The organism is Streptomyces sp. NPDC101151, assembly GCF_044768335.1.
Classification (GTDB): domain Bacteria; phylum Actinomycetota; class Actinomycetes; order Streptomycetales; family Streptomycetaceae; genus Streptomyces.
This window is the reverse complement of the sequence record NZ_JBIWPP010000003.1, coordinates 530,687-545,504: the sequence shown is the minus strand read 5'-3', so window position 1 is coordinate 545,504 and position 14,818 is coordinate 530,687. Positions and strand designations below refer to the sequence as shown.

Sequence of the window (14,818 nt, the reverse complement as noted above, 5' to 3'; positions counted from 1 at the left end):
TGGCGCACTCCGTGGCCGGCGACGCGAGATCGGGAGGCGAGTTCGGCCCGTGGCCGACGGTCCACGGCCGCTTCCGGGTGTGGAGGGACGCCGGTGCCTTCACCGCACTGCTGGAAGGCGTGATCGCCGAGGCCGCCCGCCAGGGCAAGACGGGCAAAAGGGGGCGGCCCGCCGGAACAGAACAGTCAGGACGGCTGTGACGGGCCCGAGCGGGAAGAGCGGCGGCACATCAGGCGACGGCGCAAGCTCCGCTTGAAGGAAGCTCTGCTCGGCAGATCCCGTGGTGGGCTGACGAGCAAGGTTCATCTCGCCGCAGACCGCAAATGCCGTCCCTTGTCCCTCGTGCTGACCGCGGGACAGGCTGCTGACAGCCCTCAGTTCGTCCTCGTGCTGCAGAAGGTGCGCATCCGTCTTCCCGTCCGGCCGGCCCCGAACCCGGCCTGATGCTGTGGCCGCAGACAAGGCCTACTCATCTCGCGCCAACCGCTCTTACCTGCGTAAACGCAACATCAAAGCGGTCATCCCGGAGAAGAAGGACCAGGCCGCCAACCGGAAGAAGAAGGGCTCCATGGGCGGTCGGCCCGTCAGCCACGACGCCGGTCTCCACAAGGAGCGGAACACTGTCCAGCGTCTGGTCAACAAGCTGAAGGCCTGGCGGGGCATCGCGACTCGATATGACAAGACGCCCGAGAGCCACCTCGCCGGCCTCCACCTCCGTGCCTCGATGATCTGGATCAGCGACCTCCTGGAGGCAACTGGCTGATCACGACATCACACAGGCCCTAGTTCGTTTCCTCGGTGGCGGCGGCCCGGGTGCGAAGGCGGCCCAGCAAGGTGCTTCCCACGATCACCAGGCCGATGGAGACGACCTTGGCGACCTGGTAGTAGCCGGCCGTCACCTCCTGAGGGGCGCCCGGCAGCCGGAAGAAGACCCACGCTGCCGCGAGCCCCCCGAAGACGATCAGTGCGACGGCTCCCCCCGTCCCGAGATCCGCCCACCAGGGCCCGGGGGCGTAGCCCCGCTCGCCGCTCTGCTCAGCGTCAGTCTTGGTCACGGTCTGTTCTCCTGTGCCTGTGGGGCGGTCGCGGGGGAAGACGCGGCTGGGGTTCGGGCGGTTGACCGGGCCGAGCGTTCCTTGTCGGGAGACGCCATCCGCCGAGCCGGAGAGATCTCTCGGTTCTCCCCCCGCCGTTCAGGAGACGACGGTCCGGATGAAGCTCGGTGGGAACCTGTTCCGCCTCAATCCTCGCCGGCCCCACAGGGACCAGCATCGACAACGCGACGGACTGGACGAACTTCGTCAAGTGCAACTGGACCGACTACCTCAGCAGCCGGCGAAGCGACAGCGCATCCACGACCCCTACGACGGTGGCGCCGACGTCTTCCGCCGCTCGTCCGAGGAACGGGACCGGATGCGCGATCGGCATGCGCAGCGGCTGTCCAGTTCGTCGAGCCGGGGAAGCATCTTCGGGTTGAGCTTCAGCATCGGACAGCGGATGCAGGCGTGCTCATGCCTGACCGGCTTCCGGTGCGTCGTAGGCGAACCTGTACCCGGTGAAGTCGGCGATGTGGACGTATCCGATGCGCTGGTAGAGGGCGTTGCTGGTGGGGTTGTTCGGGTCGGTGAACAGGACGACGTCTGTCGCACCGGTGGCCAGCGCGGCACGGCTCGCCTCGACCGTCACGGCGCCTGCGTATCCGCGTCCCCGGAGGTGGGCCGGGGTGTAGACCGGGTCCACCCGGATCATGCCGCCGACCATCGAGGTCACGGCTGCCATGGAGACGGGGGTGCCGTCCGGGGTCTCCCAGAACGTAAAGTGTCTGTCGCCGAAACGCGAGTGGGCCCAGGAGCCGGCGTCGATCAGGTCGATGGAGGACTGCTCCCCGACATCGACGCAGAACTCGCGGCACCAGCGCACGACACGTTCATGGTCCTCCCCGCCCGCGATGCGGCCCTGACCTTCTGGGCGCGGCTGCGGTGGCGTGACTGTGCCGAGACGGTAGAGATGCGTCCGCCAGAAAGGTACCGACGCTGCGCCCGTGTGCCGCTGCCATGCTTCGGCGAAAGCGGTCGCGGTGTCATGGTCGGCGATGACGTGGGCAGGTGAGTGGCCGAGGCCGGCCAGGTGAGCGGCGAGGGTGTCGGCCTGCTCGGCAGACAGGGGGGTCAGGCCCAGACGGCTGCGCGGAGTCCGATAGAAGACGGCGCGGATCTCGCCGCCTGACTCCAGCCAGCCGAAGACGCCGGCTTCGGCACCGTGTGCGTCCGCCCCGGATGTTCGCAGTTTCTCGATGTCGGTCAGCGGCGTGTTGTGCAGGGCGGGGCGCGAGTGCAGGAAGTCCTCGGCTCGGGCGAGGAAGTCGTGGATGTCGTGAGTGAGTTGCCAGTCGTCCGGGAGCATGCTTCATGATCCCGGATGCACTCGAGTCGGGGAAAGCCCAGCACTGGATCCGGTGACCTGGCGTGGCCGGCCCTCAGGGCGAGGTGGTCGGAGGTGGCCGTACTCTCCGATGCATCCAGCACTGATCAGCGTGGCCAGTGACTTAGCGACAAAGGACCTGGAGGCACCCGAGCCGGCGGGCGACCGTCCCTCCGGCTCCCCGGCACGTGACTACCGGCCGGGCCGGGGCGGCCGGACCGGCCCGATTCTGGAAGCGCCCGGGCGCGACGCCGGCACCGCCTGAGGACCGGCCCGGCCGGTCGCCGGGCCGTATGCGGGAGGCCACGAGGGTCGGAAGCGGCAGCCAAGCCGGTGGGCGCGGCGTCCGCGGTCTCGGCGACGTCCCGGCCGTCGGCGTGACCGTGGCGATGGGCCGGATCGGCCGGCCGCCTCGGCGATGCCGTGGCACTGGTCCCGACGCGGACGCACGCCCGGCTGCGACCCCGAAGACACGCCGCAGGCTGTGTGAGACCGTGGTGCCAGGAAGGACGCCCACGGATGGGCCGGCACCATGGGTCTCAGGGATATGGCCAACGAGCACCACGAGGATCCGTTCGGCATCACGTCTGCTGCTGTCGTCCTCGTGGACGAGGACGGCCTGATCCGCTACTGGAACCAGGAGGCGGAAACCCTTCTCGGTTATCCGGCGCCCGGTGTGCTGGGGCAACCTTCGGGCGCCGTCTTCACCAGCCAGGGCCCGCTGGCGTCCCTGCTGTCCGCGGCCGAGAAGACCGGGGAGAGCTGGGAGGGCCTGATCACCGCGCGTCACCGGGCGGGCCACTCGGTCAGGCTGGCCCTGCGGGCCTGTCCGCTGCGCGCGGAGAAGGGCTCCGCGTGGCTCGTCGTGGCCTGTGATGCCAAGGACTCGCACCGGTGGGAGCTCGACCAGGCAGTGGTGCGCGGCCTCCTGGAGGAGTCCCCGATCGGCATCGCCGTTCTCGACAGTGAGCTGCAGTTGCAGTGGACGAATCGGGTGCTGGCCGCCATGGAGGGCCTGCAGCCCCACCACGAGGCCGATCTCACGGCCGCGACCGCCGGAGTGCGGCCGGTACCGTCCGCCGTGGACTGGCAGGCGCGGCAGGCACTGCTGTCGGGGCGGGCCACGCCTGCCGTGGAGCATGTGTCCCTCCCGCACAGCATGTCCCGCCGGAATTCCCAGGGCCGCCTCCGGCTGCGCTCGTCGTTCCCGTTGCGGGATGTCAAAGGCAAGACGCTCGGGGTGTGCCACACCGCCGTGGACTTCACCGCCCAGGACCGGGCACGCGAGCGACTCGTCCTGGTCAACGAGGCGGCGCAGCGCATAGGCACCACCCTGGACCTCGACCGCACGGTGCAGGAGCTGGCCGAGGTCCTGGTACCGCAGCTCGCCGACTTCGTCGCGATCGACCTCTTCCAGAGCGTTCTCGCGGCAAAAGATCCCACTCCCGTACCGGTCGCCGGCGACACGCTGCAGCGGGCCGCCCACCTGTCGATCGACGAGGAACTGCCGGAGGCGATCGTCCCCATCGGCCGGCCGACCAGATACCCGCCGAAGTCTCCGCAGGAGCGCTGCCTGGCCACGGGCCGACCGATCTGCGACCCGGTGCTGTCCTCGACGACGTGGTGGCTCACCGGTGATCCTCAGCGTCTGTCGAAGCTCGGCCATCTCGGTGTGCACAGTCACCTCGTGGTGCCGCTCCGGGCACGGGGCGTGACCATGGGGGCGGTCACGCTGCTGCGCTGGCAGAACCCCAACCCGTTCGACGAGGACGACCTGCTGCTCGTGGAGGAGCTGGTCGCCCGTGCCGCGGTGTGCGTCGACAACGCCCGGCGGTTCATCCGCGAACACCACGCGGCCCTGACCCTCCAGACCAGCCTGCTTCCGCCCGAACTGCCGGATCACTGCGCCGTGGAGGTCGCCTACCGCTACCTGCCGACCGACACCGAAGCCGGCGTGGGCGGCGACTGGTTCGACGTCATCCCGCTGCCCGGGGCGCGCGTCGCCCTGGTCGTGGGGGACGTGGTGGGTCACGGGATCCACGCCGCCGCCAGCATGGGCAGGCTACGCGCGGCCGTACAGACTCTCACCGACATGGACCTGCCGCCCGGCGAGCTCCTCGCCCACGTCGACGACCTCGTTCTGCGCCTGGCCGACGAGGCGGAAGCGGTCAAGGACGGCCCGGTGGTGGTCGGCGCAACCTGCGTCTACGCCATCTACGACCCGATCTCGCGCAAACTCAATGTGGCGCGCGCCGGCCACCCCACTCCCGCCATCGCCCACCTCAGCGAGCCCGTGGAACTCCCCGACATTCCCGCCGGACCTCCTCTGGGGCTGGGGGGCCTGCCTTTCGAGTCGGCCGAGATCGAGCTGGAGGAGGGCAGCGTCGTGGCCCTCTACACCGACGGCCTGATCGAGGCTTCCGACCGCGATGTCGATGTCGGCTTCGAGCGGCTCGGTTTCGCGCTGGCCCATCCCGACCGGCCGCTGGAAGAGATCTGCGACACGATGGTCCGTCTTCTGCTGCCCGACCACCCACCCGACGACGTCGCCTTCCTCGTCGCCCGGACCCGCGCCCTGCCCCCCGACCGCGTGGCGTCCTGGGACGTGCCCGTCGAACCACGGGCGGTGCACGAGGCGCGCGACAACACCGCCCGCCAGCTGGCCGAGTGGGGACTGAAAGAGGTCGCTGGCACCACCGAGCTGATCGTGAGCGAACTGATCACCAACGCGATCACACATGCCGCAGGACCCATCAACCTACGTCTGATCTACGAACGGACCCTCATATGCGAGGTGTCCGACGGCAGCAAGACCTCGCCCCACCTACGCCGTGCCCACAGCACCGACGAAGGAGGGCGCGGTCTCTTCCTCGTCGCGCAGGTCGCCCAGCGCTGGGGCACGCGGTACACCGGCACGGGTAAAACCATCTGGGCCGAGCAGCATCTGCCGGGCGCCGGTCCCTTCTGAGGTCCGCCCTCGTGGCGTGCACCCGCGCGAGTTCCGCCGGCGAGCGTCGGGAAGAAGCACGCGACCGGCTGCACCGCGCAGCACCGGCCGGAGCCGGCGAATCCGCGGTTGCCGTCCGTGTACTGCGGAGGTCGGGGCGTTCGGCGGAGCCGGAGTTCCCCGACTCGGGGTGGCTCCTTCCCACTCGGCGGGTACCAGTGGTTCCTCGCCGAGAACGCCGAGTCGATCGCCGAGTTCCGGGCCGGGCAGAGCGCGGCGTTCCGCGCGGAGCGGGACGCCTGGGAGGCGGCCGGCGAGTTCGCCCACGCCGAGGCGGTTACCGAGGCCGCCCCGCCGGCCTCCGGCGTCGTGGTCCCCGAGCGCGGCCATCTGGTCGAGGCCGAGTCTGCCGCCTCCGTCCGGCAGGTCGGCGTCGAGGTCGGCGAGCGCGTGTCGGCCGGGCAGCCGCTCCTGGCCGGCTGCTGGCGGGGAGCCCCACTGGATGACGGGCGCGCCGATCCCGGTCCTGCTGCCACCGCCCGCGCACAGGCGGCTGCAGGAGGCGTCCGGGGCGCTGCCTCGCGCCTCGATCCCCTCGGCGACGGCCCGCAGCATGGTCACCGCATCCGCGGCGTCTTCTCGACGCCGGCCACCCAGCAGTGCGGAGCCGAAGGCCGGCCGGCATCTCGAAGCGCGGAGAACGGCGCCGTCACCTGCCCCCGGATCCTGGCCCCCGGCCCCCGGTGATCTCAGCATGCCGAATGACGGGCCGCTTCAAGCGTCCGGCTCAGAACCCGATGGCCTCGCGGAGCAGCAGAACGACGCCTCGGCCGAGACGGGTTTCCGCGTTGAGGACCAGGAGTTGATTGACGGCGCTGGGCTGCCCGTACGCCACCTGGGCGCGGGCGGATTCCAGCGGGAGGGCGTGTTCCTCGACGCGGCGCAGCGCGGTGCCCAGGTCGGGCACCACCTTCTGCGCCCCGACGATCCAGATCGCGCGCCCGGCACCGCCCGCGTACGCGGGCAACTGGCTCCCGGTGGCCGAGGCGACCACGAGGGAGCCGGTCTCGGTGAGCGCGGCGACGCTGCCCACGACGACGTCGGGGCAGGCGACCAGCCGCCGGATGTCGTCGGCCTCGGTGGCCCGGTCCATGGCCAGCACGCGAGGCTTGACGGCCCGGCATCGGCCGCTCGCGTTGATGTCACCGTCGATGCCGGACAGCCGGAGCGTCTCACTGGCCGCGGTGAACACGCCGGCGTTCTCCGGTATCAGCTCCTTGACCCGGACACGCGCGGCGGCGGCGTCGTCCAGGATCTCGACGGTGAAGTTGTGCGCCGCCAGCGCGGTGGCCGCCCGCTCCAAGCGGTGCGCGGGCGCCGGATCGGTGAACAGTGTCGCCGGAGTCGAGATGGTCATCAGCCCTCCTGGGGTGCGTGTGGTGTACCGGGTCGCGGGCCGCGGGCGTCCCCGGCCGACGGGTCGCCGGGCGCGCCCTCCGCTCGCGGCGCCGACCCCGTCAGCGGGGTGAGGTCGAGGTACCTGACCTCGTAGACCCGCTCGGTGAACCTCCAGCCGTCCGGAGTACGCCGGTAACGGTCGTGGTAGACGGCGTAGTTGAGGCCCTGGCGGCCGTCCCGCATCCGCGCGATCTCCTGCATGTAGGCGCGGCCGGTCGCGGTGTCACCATCGATCCGGATCACACCCGGATGCGTGTTCTGCACGAAGAACTCCCACTCCGCCTGCAGTCGCTCACCCGCGGCGCGTATCTCCTCCGGGCCGCTCATCTCGATGGGGACGTTGGGCATCCGCAGCACGCCGTCCGCCGTGAACAGCGACGCGAGGCGGGCGCGATCACGCATCATCGCCGCGTCCGTGAACTCACCGCGCAGCGCCTCGATCTCGACGCGGTCGGCGATGGCTTGAAAGTCGTTCATCAGTTTCCTCCGTTCCCTTGCCCGGTACGACAACGCAGCCGTGAGAAATGTGAGGCGGCACAACGGATGTCACAGTCCGGTGCGCTGTTTTGTCCAAGAGACGAGGACAGTGGCGAAGCAGAGGCAAGGGAGTACGTGACACCATGACCGACCGAGGCGAGACAGGACATGGTCAGCCCGATCCGGATCTGAGCGCGATCATGAGCGAGCGGCGCCAGTTGATCAATCTGGCGTACCGGCTCCTCGGCTCGCTGTCCGACGCCGAGGACGTCGTGCAGGAGACCTACGCCCGCTGGTACTCCATGGACCAGCAGCAACGGGATGCCATCGCCTCACCCGGCGGCTGGCTGACGACGGTCGCCGGCCGGATCTGCCTCAATCTGCTCGGCTCCGCCCGAGCCCGGAGGGAGCGCTACGTGGGCGAATGGATCCCCGAGCCGCTTCCCGAACGCGGGGAGCGGCCCGACGGGGTCACGGCGGATCCGGCGGACCGGATCACCCTCGACGAGTCGGTCGACATGGCCTTCCTCGTCGTACTCGAATCCATGACGCCGGCCCAACGCGTCGCCTTCATCCTCCACGACGTCTTCCGCTACTCGTTCGCCGAGGTGGCCGAGATCGTCGGCCGTACACCTGCGGCCTGCCGTCAACTGGCCACCTCCGCCCGCCGCCGGATCCGCGCGGCTCAGGCTCCGGCACAGCCGACGACCGCGCAGGCCGGCATCGTCCGGGACTTCAAGCGGGCATGGGAGGCGAAGGACGTCAACGCCCTCATCGGCGTCCTCGACCCCGACGCCACCGTGATCGCCGACGGCGGCGGCCTGGTCGGCGCGGCGCTGCAGCCGATCACTGGTCGCGAACGGATCGCCCACGCCTATCTCAACGTGGCCCGCATCGCGCCCGACATGACGCTGCTGGAGCGTACCGTCAACGGCCGGCCGGGCCTGGTCGCCCAGCAGCACGGCATCACCGTCACCGGCCTCGCGTTCCGGATCGCCGGCGACCGGATCACCCACATCTGGGGAGTACGCAACCCGGAGAAGCTTCGCCCCTGGACGGCGGACTGATGCGGTCGCGGCCCGCGAAGAAGGAGGCGCCGACGGTCAGCTCCGAGGTGCCCCTTCGCCGTCTGCCGCTGTCACAGGTCGAAGAGGCGTGCCGCGTTGTCATGACAGACCGCGCGCAGCCACTGGGTTCCGAGCCCGGTCTTCTCCAGGCCCCGCAGGGCGTCGGCGTAGGTGTACGGGATGTTGGGGAAGTCGGTGCCAAGGAGGACCCGGTCCTGCAGGGCGGCGAGGCGGGGCAGGGCACGTGACGGGAACGGGGCGATCGATTCCGTGAACTCCGTGAAGTTCATGGTGGTGTCGAGCATGACGTTCTCGTAGGACTCGGCCAGGCCGAGGAACTCCTCGTACTCCGGCATTCCGAGGTGTGCGACGACCAGGCGCAGCCGTGGGTGCCGGGCGAGCAGTGCCGCGACCGGTCCGGGGCCGGTGTAGGGACCTGCGGCCGGTCCGGAGCCGCAGTGCGTCACCACGGGCAGGCCGGTGTCGGCGAGCAGCCCCCAGACGTTGTCGAGGAGCGGGTCGTTGGGGTCGTACCCGCCCACCTGCAGATGGCTCTTGAACACTCGCGCGCCCTGTTCCACGGCGCGGCGTACGTCCTCGGCCGCGCTCGCCTCGGCGAAGAAAGTCGCCGTGTGCAGGCAGTCCGGCGTTCGGGCGGCAAAGCCGGCAGCCCAGTCGTTGAGCCACCGCGCCATGCCGGGTTTGTGCGGGTACAGCATGGATGTGAACGCACGGACGCCGAAGCCCCGCAGTGTGTCCAGGCGTTGTTCCTCTTCATCCCGGTACGTGATCGGCCAGGAACGCTGTCCGAGGAGAGGCCCGGCCGTGTCGAAGTAGTTCCACACCTTGTCGAGCACCTGCTGCGGCATGAAATGCGTGTGCACGTCGACGAGGTGGTCCAGCCCGAGGGCACGACGGAACGCGGCCACTTCGGCCCGCTCGCCCGCAAGCCGCTCCTCCTCGGGGGTCCGGACCGTCCCGTGCTGCGATACGCCTTGGCCTGCGATCGCATCCGTCGCCGACATGTTCTCGCCCGCCACCCGACCTCCCAGCTGTGACACTCTCAACGGTTGCGCGCCCTCGCATTCCGTCCGGGAGCGACAGGCCCCGGCAGATTACATCCGGCGCGAACCGGCGTCCTGAGCGCGGTCGGCCGCCGGGCCGAGTCGCTCGCCCACGCCGGGGCGCACCGCGGCCTCGGGCTGCGCACGCTCGACGGCCGCCACTTCGCCGCCACCCCCGCCCCCGTCCCGGCCCCCGGCGCCGGCGCCGGCGAACACGCTCGGTGCCGACAGTCCTGGTCGTCGTGCACGGGAGCGCGGCCGGGACCGCCCCTCCATACATCCGCGCAATCCCCCGAAAGAAGTACTCAAACCCACAGGAGTGATTCGAACGCAGCATCACATCGCAGGAGCGGCATCCCGCCGGGACTGCATCAGCGATGCGAAATCACGTTCTAGATTTCGCCCCCGCAGACCCGTGACGGGGACGACAGACCCCCCGTTACCCGATCACCTGTCCGCATCACACCCTCTGGAGCAGCCATGCATCCCTCACCCCGCCCTGAGCCCGTTCACCCCGTGTTCGAAAATTCGCCTGGTCTTTCGGAGTGCTCGATGCGCCGGATTGACGGTCACGACAGCGGCCGTGGCAGCGCATCACGACCGGATCCGCGGTGCCTGGCATGAGTGAGACCAAGGCAATGCCTCACCCGGTCGTGCGCTGGGTGAAGTCGGGGGAGGAAGCCCTCCTCCGCCTCGCGGCGGCCGATGCCGCCGGCGCCCTCGCCCACGGGGCCCGGCATGGGGACGTCCGTGTGACAGCACACGGCCGACGCGCTGTTGAGCACCTGACACAAGGGGGGCGGGGATGAGCGAGGACCGCCGGCGGGTGCCTGCGGATGTTGCCCAGGTCCTGCTTCGCTCCAGTGGGTTCGCCCTGTGCCTGCGCAGGAGGCCCGCCGCCTCCCTCGCGCCGGGCCGCCGGCTCACCGTCGTCGGAGGCCATCTGAAGGCCGGCGAGTCGCTGGACCGTGCGGCACGGCGGGAGGCGTCCGAGGGGACCGGAGTCCATATCGCGCCCGCGCAACAGGAGTTCTGCGGACTCGTGCACCACCACGAGCCTCTCGGGGAGGACCGGGTCACCGCCGTGTTCGTGGCGCAGTCCTGGACGGGCGAACCGCACAATCGTGAGCCCGACAAGCACGAGGGGCTGTTCTGGGTGTCGATGGAGAAGCCGCCGCCGGACTGTCACCCCTACACCGTCGCCATCTTCGACATGCTCATCCAGGGGCCCTCCTATCGGGCGCTGAACTGGCCGGCACAGGGAGGCACCCGGTGAAGAGGTTCCTGGGACGGGTACGCATGGCCGAGCCGAAGGTCTCCGACGCGGAGCGGGAGTTGTTCGGCGGTCCGCTGCGCTACGACATGGGCTGGTCCGAACACGAGCGTGCACGACTCGACTTGACCATGATGTCCGCCCTGCGCTCCATGCCGGCGCTGGTCGGTGCGACCTTGCGGATGGCATGGACCGCTGACCGACGCGCGTTGTCCGCCGTCGCGATCAGTGAGGTCGGGCAGGGTTTCGCCGCTGCCGTCGGACTGCTCGCCGTCAACGCCGTCATGCATGCCTTGCTCGGCTCGGGCACGCCGGTGGAGCGGTTGCACGCGGTGCTGCCCGGCTTGCTTGCCGCCGCCGGGATCGCGGTGGTCAACTCGGGCCTGGCCGGATGGTCCACCTCGCGGGCGGGGGGCCTGGAGCCTCTGGTCGAGCGGATCGCCACCACCCAGTACCTGGCCGCCGCAGCCTCGGTGGAGCTGGAGGCCATCGAAGACCCGGATTTCCGCCGGTTGATCGACGTCGCCCAGTACGGTGCCGGATCCGCCCGCCGCATGATCGGTGCCTGCGTGGCCGCGCTGAACGGCACCATCTCGTTGATCGCCACGGCCGGAGTGCTCACCGTCCTGCACCCGGCTCTCCTGCCGATGCTGATCCTGATCGCGGCGCCGCGCGGCTGGGGCGCGATGCGGGTGGCGCAGGAGCGCTATGTGTCGGTGATGAGCTGGGTCGAGCACGTTCGGGCCAGTCGCCTCATCGGCAATCTGCTGACCGAGCGCACCGCCGCCCAGGAGGTACGCATCCATGCCGTCGGGCCGTTCCTGCTCAGCCGCTACCAGCGGATGGCCGAGAGTGCCGAGGCCGAGCAGGAGAGGCTGGCGTCCGGCAAGGCCGTCACCGAGTGGGTCGCCGCCGCGATGTCCGGACTGGCCATGGCCGCCACGTACGCGACGATGTTCTGGCTGATCATGAGCGGGCACATGAGCCTGGCCGTGGCCGGCACCGCGGTCATCGCCGTCCGCTCCGGCTCGGCGAGCCTGGGCGCGCTGGTGATGAACGTGAACCAGCTGCACGAGGAATCCCTCTATCTCCGCGATCACTCCCGCTTCCTGGACGAGGCCACCACACGTGCCATCCCCGGCGGGGGCGATCCCGTTCCGGCGCAGGTCGAACAGGTGGTCCTCGACCGGGTCACCTACTGCTATCCCGACCGCGAGGCGCCTGCTCTGGACGGGGTGTCGCTCGCCCTGCCCATGGGTTCGGTCACCGCCGTGGTCGGCGAGAACGGCTCCGGCAAGAGCACCCTGATGAAGGTCCTGTCGGGTCTGCTGCTGCCGCAGAGCGGGACTGTGCTGTGGGGCGACGCCGAGGTGGCCTCCTTGGACCGCGCCCAGGTCTTCGACCGCGTCGCGCTGCTCACCCAGGACTTTCAACGCTGGCCTGTGACAGCCGCGTTGAACATCCGGATCGGCCGGCCCGCCCACGAGGCCACACCCGAGGACCTGCAGCCGTCCGTCGACCACGCGGGCGCCGGTCCGGTCATCGCGAAACTCCCGGCCGGCCTGCAGAGCCTGCTGGCCCGGATGTTCCGCGGAGCCAGCGAACTGTCGGGTGGGGAATGGCAGAAGGTCGGCCTTGCCCGCACCCACTGGCGCAGCTCCACATCCACGGCGGACAGCGTCCTCATCGTGGACGAGCCCACCTCCGCGCTCGATCCGGAGGCCGAGATCGCCGCCTTCGACCGCATCCGCCGGCTCGCCGCCCCCGGCAGGGCCGTCGTGCTGGTCACCCACCGCATGTCCGGCGTCCGTCACGCCGACCGCATCTACGTCCTGCACCAGGGCCGGCTGGAAGAGCAGGGAATCCACGACGACCTGATGGCCGCACAGGGCCGCTACGCCGCGATGTTCGACGCCCAGGCCGCCCAGTACGCCCCCGCACATCCCATTCCGCACCCGACCTCGCCCACCGTCACGGATCCCGCATGACCGCCCCTCGATGCCGTAGAACGCGCGCGACAGGGTCAGGGTCCGCCCTACCTCGTGACCGGCCCCTGACTCCCAACCCCGCGACGAATTCGCCCAGTTACCGCCCCTCCCCTCCCTTCCCTCTCTGCTCTCAGGAGTTCCCGTGTCCGTCGAGGACCTCAACGCCGAAGCCTGGACCGTCTACGGCCGACGTCAGCTGGATCGTGGGTACATGCCACCCGTCCCCGAACGGCTGGAGTGGGGTCCGTGGCAGGGAGTCGGTCCCGGTGCGGAGATCCTCGGGGAGGTCACCGGCAAACGCGTCCTGGACATCGGCTCCGGCGTCGGCCACCATGCCGTGCACCTGGCCCGTACCCACGGTGCGCAGGTCACCGCGATCGAGCTGTCCCGCACCCAGCACCAACGCGCCACTGGTTCACACGCAGGCACTCCCGGTGTCCGGTTCGTGCACGGCGAGGTGATCGAGTACCTCCGCGACGCCGACCCTTTCGACGCCGCGTACGCCATCGGCAGCCTCGCCTTCACCGACCCGTACCGTTCCCTGCCCGCGCTGCGCGAGGGCCTGCTTCCCGGCGCACCACTGGTCCTCTCACTCCTCCACACCGACCTGCACGACCGCGGTCCGTCCACGACCGTCGCACCGCGCGAGCAGATGATCAGGCTCCGGGACGACCCGCCACTGCCCACCCGGATGTGGGTCCTGGCACCACAACTGTGGGAGGACCTGCTCACCGAGCACGGCTTCCGGGTCGAGGCCATCGACCTCCTGCGACCGTCCGACGAGAACAACCCCGTCGTGCACCAGCTCATCCGCGCCCGCCGCCTCCCGGACCGCACCGCACGCATCTCCAGCCGCCCGCGCACCACGCGGCCGCCTGTGCCGCACGCGGCCATCGGTGTCGGCGCCATTGTCCTGAGCGACGAGGGCGTCCTGCTCGGCCGCCACCGTAGCGGCACCCTCGAACTGCCGGGGGGAACCGTGGAGGCCGGGGAATCCCTCGAAACGACCGTGGTCCGAGAACTCGCCGAGGAGACCGGTCTGATCGCCCGGCCCGACGACGTCACGCTCCTGGGCACGCTCGTCGACCACGTCGGTGACGTCGTGCGGGTCACCGTCGGCGCCATCGTCGACGCCTGGCAGGGCCGGCCGGTCACGCAGCCGGACGAGAGTGTCGGCGACTGGGGTTGGTGGCCTCTCGACCAGCTCCCGCAGGGTCTGTTCGTGTGCAGCGCCCAGATCCTCACCGCCTGGCGTCCCGATCTGCCCATCGACCACACCCCGGCCCATTTCACCCCGTACGCCTGTCGCACGGCACCCTCGGCGACCGCGCTGGACGGCGCCGCATCCGTTTGACCCGCGAGGGCGGGCTCCGTTCACCGGACACTTGGAGGTCGACGCGTGGCAAGCCGCTACAGGGGTCCGGAATGCTGACTGGAGTGGCGGATCAGGCCGGTGCGTCTGGTGGTCGCCAGGAGGGGGGTGGCGTCGACGGCGGTGCTCCCGTCCAGGGGGCCGATGGAGTCGGTGAGCAAGGCGTACGGGGCGTCGAGTTCGGCTGCGGCGAGAGCGACGCGAGGTTGGCGGGACCGGTGGTGGCGGCGCAGAACCGGACCTGCGGGTGGACGCTGAGGGTCTGCGCGGTCTCCTGCAGGGCGCCGGGCCGCACGGCGATCCACAGCAGGGCTTCGGCATGCGCGCCGAGCAGCGTGAGGGCCGCGCCTCGCGTCCAGCCGCTCCGGCCGGCCGCGGACCTGGCGAGTGCCGACCCGGCCAGGGCAGCCGGTGCAGGGTCAGGCGCAGTACACGGGTACCAGCGATCTGAGCACGGCCGTGATCTGTGCGCCGTCTGAGGCCGTGGGTACGGCCTCGAAGGCGGCCGTGATTGCGGGGAGTTTCGGGTGCCGGGCGTGGCGCAGTGCGAACTGCTGGGCCCTTCGCCCGGCTTCGGCGACGTGTTCGGGGCCGGTGCACGGCGCACCTTTCGACTCCTCGGACATACGCTCATGGTGCCAGGCATGAACCCGCCCTCCCGTGAGGGGCCGACATCGCGCGGCACCGAACGTCACTGCCCGAGCACCGGATACACCAGCCCTTTGACCAGCGACTTCAAGTCGGCGGACGG

General features: G+C 70.3%; 13 protein-coding genes and 2 pseudogenes. 9 read left to right on the top strand and 6 right to left on the bottom strand.

The genetic code is table 11. The annotated features are described in order from the left end of the window. Window positions 1-38: 38 nt before the first annotated feature. Together ACIRU3_RS08260 and ACIRU3_RS08255 are read left to right on the top strand one after the other, a co-directional pair. A pseudogene (locus ACIRU3_RS08260) lies at window positions 39-147 on the top strand (IS5/IS1182 family transposase); the annotation flags it as partial. A gap of 66 nt (window positions 148-213) precedes the next feature. Then, window positions 214-763: pseudogene (locus ACIRU3_RS08255) on the top strand (IS5 family transposase); the annotation flags it as partial. Between the two features lie 19 nt (window positions 764-782). Here the strand turns inward: ACIRU3_RS08255 and ACIRU3_RS08250 are convergent. Next, window positions 783-1,055 (bottom strand): hypothetical protein, encoded by a 273-nt coding sequence (locus tag ACIRU3_RS08250; RefSeq protein ID WP_404053065.1) that lies wholly within the window; start codon window positions 1,053-1,055, stop codon window positions 783-785. Window positions 1,056-1,509: 454 nt separating this feature from the next. Beyond that, the gene (locus ACIRU3_RS08245) at window positions 1,510-2,403 is read right to left on the bottom strand and encodes a GNAT family N-acetyltransferase (protein ID WP_404053062.1); all 894 of its coding nucleotides are present in this window, start codon (window positions 2,401-2,403) and stop codon (window positions 1,510-1,512) included. Between the two features lie 130 nt (window positions 2,404-2,533). Here ACIRU3_RS08245 and ACIRU3_RS08240 point away from each other — a divergent pair, with 130 nt between their 5' ends. From ACIRU3_RS08240 to ACIRU3_RS08230, 3 genes are all read left to right on the top strand, one after another. Continuing rightward, a complete protein-coding gene (locus ACIRU3_RS08240) occupies window positions 2,534-2,686 on the top strand; it encodes a hypothetical protein (RefSeq protein ID WP_404053060.1) in 153 nt (50 codons plus the stop codon). A 267-nt stretch (window positions 2,687-2,953) separates the two neighbouring features. Then, window positions 2,954-5,389 (top strand): SpoIIE family protein phosphatase, encoded by a 2,436-nt coding sequence (locus ACIRU3_RS08235; RefSeq protein ID WP_404053057.1) that lies wholly within the window; start codon window positions 2,954-2,956, stop codon window positions 5,387-5,389. A 117-nt stretch (window positions 5,390-5,506) separates the two neighbouring features. Further along, window positions 5,507-6,115 (top strand): hypothetical protein, encoded by a 609-nt coding sequence (locus ACIRU3_RS08230; RefSeq protein WP_404053054.1) that lies wholly within the window; start codon window positions 5,507-5,509, stop codon window positions 6,113-6,115. Window positions 6,116-6,155: 40 nt separating this feature from the next. Here the strand turns inward: ACIRU3_RS08230 and ACIRU3_RS08225 are convergent, their stop codons facing one another. Then, the gene (locus ACIRU3_RS08225; protein WP_404053051.1) at window positions 6,156-6,785 is read right to left on the bottom strand and encodes an LUD domain-containing protein; all 630 of its coding nucleotides are present in this window, start codon (window positions 6,783-6,785) and stop codon (window positions 6,156-6,158) included. Next, a complete protein-coding gene (locus ACIRU3_RS08220; RefSeq protein ID WP_404053049.1) occupies window positions 6,785-7,303 on the bottom strand; it encodes a nuclear transport factor 2 family protein in 519 nt (172 codons plus the stop codon). Before ACIRU3_RS08220 ends, ACIRU3_RS08225 begins: the two co-directional genes overlap by 1 nt. 143 nt (window positions 7,304-7,446) lie before the next feature. Here ACIRU3_RS08220 and sigJ point away from each other — a divergent pair, with 143 nt between their 5' ends. Then, window positions 7,447-8,370 (top strand): RNA polymerase sigma factor SigJ, encoded by a 924-nt coding sequence (sigJ, locus tag ACIRU3_RS08215; protein ID WP_404053046.1) that lies wholly within the window; start codon window positions 7,447-7,449, stop codon window positions 8,368-8,370. Between the two features lie 71 nt (window positions 8,371-8,441). Here the strand turns inward: sigJ and ACIRU3_RS08210 are convergent, their stop codons facing one another. Continuing rightward, window positions 8,442-9,410 (bottom strand): amidohydrolase family protein, encoded by a 969-nt coding sequence (locus ACIRU3_RS08210; RefSeq protein WP_404053043.1) that lies wholly within the window; start codon window positions 9,408-9,410, stop codon window positions 8,442-8,444. Window positions 9,411-10,239: 829 nt separating this feature from the next. Between ACIRU3_RS08210 and ACIRU3_RS08205 the strand changes: the two genes are divergently transcribed. The 3 genes from ACIRU3_RS08205 to ACIRU3_RS08195 all read left to right on the top strand — a co-directional run bounded on the left by ACIRU3_RS08205 (window position 10,240) and on the right by ACIRU3_RS08195 (window position 14,049). Then, window positions 10,240-10,710 carry an NUDIX domain-containing protein gene (locus ACIRU3_RS08205; RefSeq protein WP_404053040.1) on the top strand — a complete coding sequence of 157 codons (471 nt, stop codon included), beginning with the start codon at window positions 10,240-10,242 and terminating at the stop codon, window positions 10,708-10,710. Next, window positions 10,707-12,695 (top strand): ABC transporter ATP-binding protein, encoded by a 1,989-nt coding sequence (locus ACIRU3_RS08200; protein ID WP_404053038.1) that lies wholly within the window; start codon window positions 10,707-10,709, stop codon window positions 12,693-12,695. The genes ACIRU3_RS08205 and ACIRU3_RS08200 overlap by 4 nt, the downstream gene beginning before the upstream one ends. Before the next feature lie 142 nt (window positions 12,696-12,837). Beyond that, a complete protein-coding gene (locus tag ACIRU3_RS08195) occupies window positions 12,838-14,049 on the top strand; it encodes a bifunctional class I SAM-dependent methyltransferase/NUDIX hydrolase (protein WP_404053035.1) in 1,212 nt (403 codons plus the stop codon). Between the two features lie 437 nt (window positions 14,050-14,486). On the opposite strand, the gene ACIRU3_RS08190 is transcribed toward ACIRU3_RS08195, so the two are convergent. Next, window positions 14,487-14,693 (bottom strand): hypothetical protein, encoded by a 207-nt coding sequence (locus ACIRU3_RS08190; RefSeq protein ID WP_404053032.1) that lies wholly within the window; start codon window positions 14,691-14,693, stop codon window positions 14,487-14,489. Between the last annotated feature and the right edge of the window lie 125 nt (window positions 14,694-14,818).

Bases quoted from the DNA above. Each gene is read 5' to 3' on its own strand.
- ACIRU3_RS08245 (WP_404053062.1), bottom strand. From the start codon at position 2,403: ATGCTCCCGGACGACTGGCAACTCACTCACGACATCCACGACTTCCTC.
- sigJ (WP_404053046.1), top strand. From the start codon at position 7,447: ATGACCGACCGAGGCGAGACAGGACATGGTCAGCCCGATCCGGATCTG.
- ACIRU3_RS08190 (WP_404053032.1), bottom strand. From the start codon at position 14,693: ATGTCCGAGGAGTCGAAAGGTGCGCCGTGCACCGGCCCCGAACACGTC.
- ACIRU3_RS08220 (WP_404053049.1), bottom strand. From the start codon at position 7,303: ATGAACGACTTTCAAGCCATCGCCGACCGCGTCGAGATCGAGGCGCTG.
- ACIRU3_RS08205 (WP_404053040.1), top strand. From the start codon at position 10,240: ATGAGCGAGGACCGCCGGCGGGTGCCTGCGGATGTTGCCCAGGTCCTG.
- ACIRU3_RS08225 (WP_404053051.1), bottom strand. From the start codon at position 6,785: ATGACCATCTCGACTCCGGCGACACTGTTCACCGATCCGGCGCCCGCG.
- ACIRU3_RS08235 (WP_404053057.1), top strand. From the start codon at position 2,954: ATGGGTCTCAGGGATATGGCCAACGAGCACCACGAGGATCCGTTCGGC.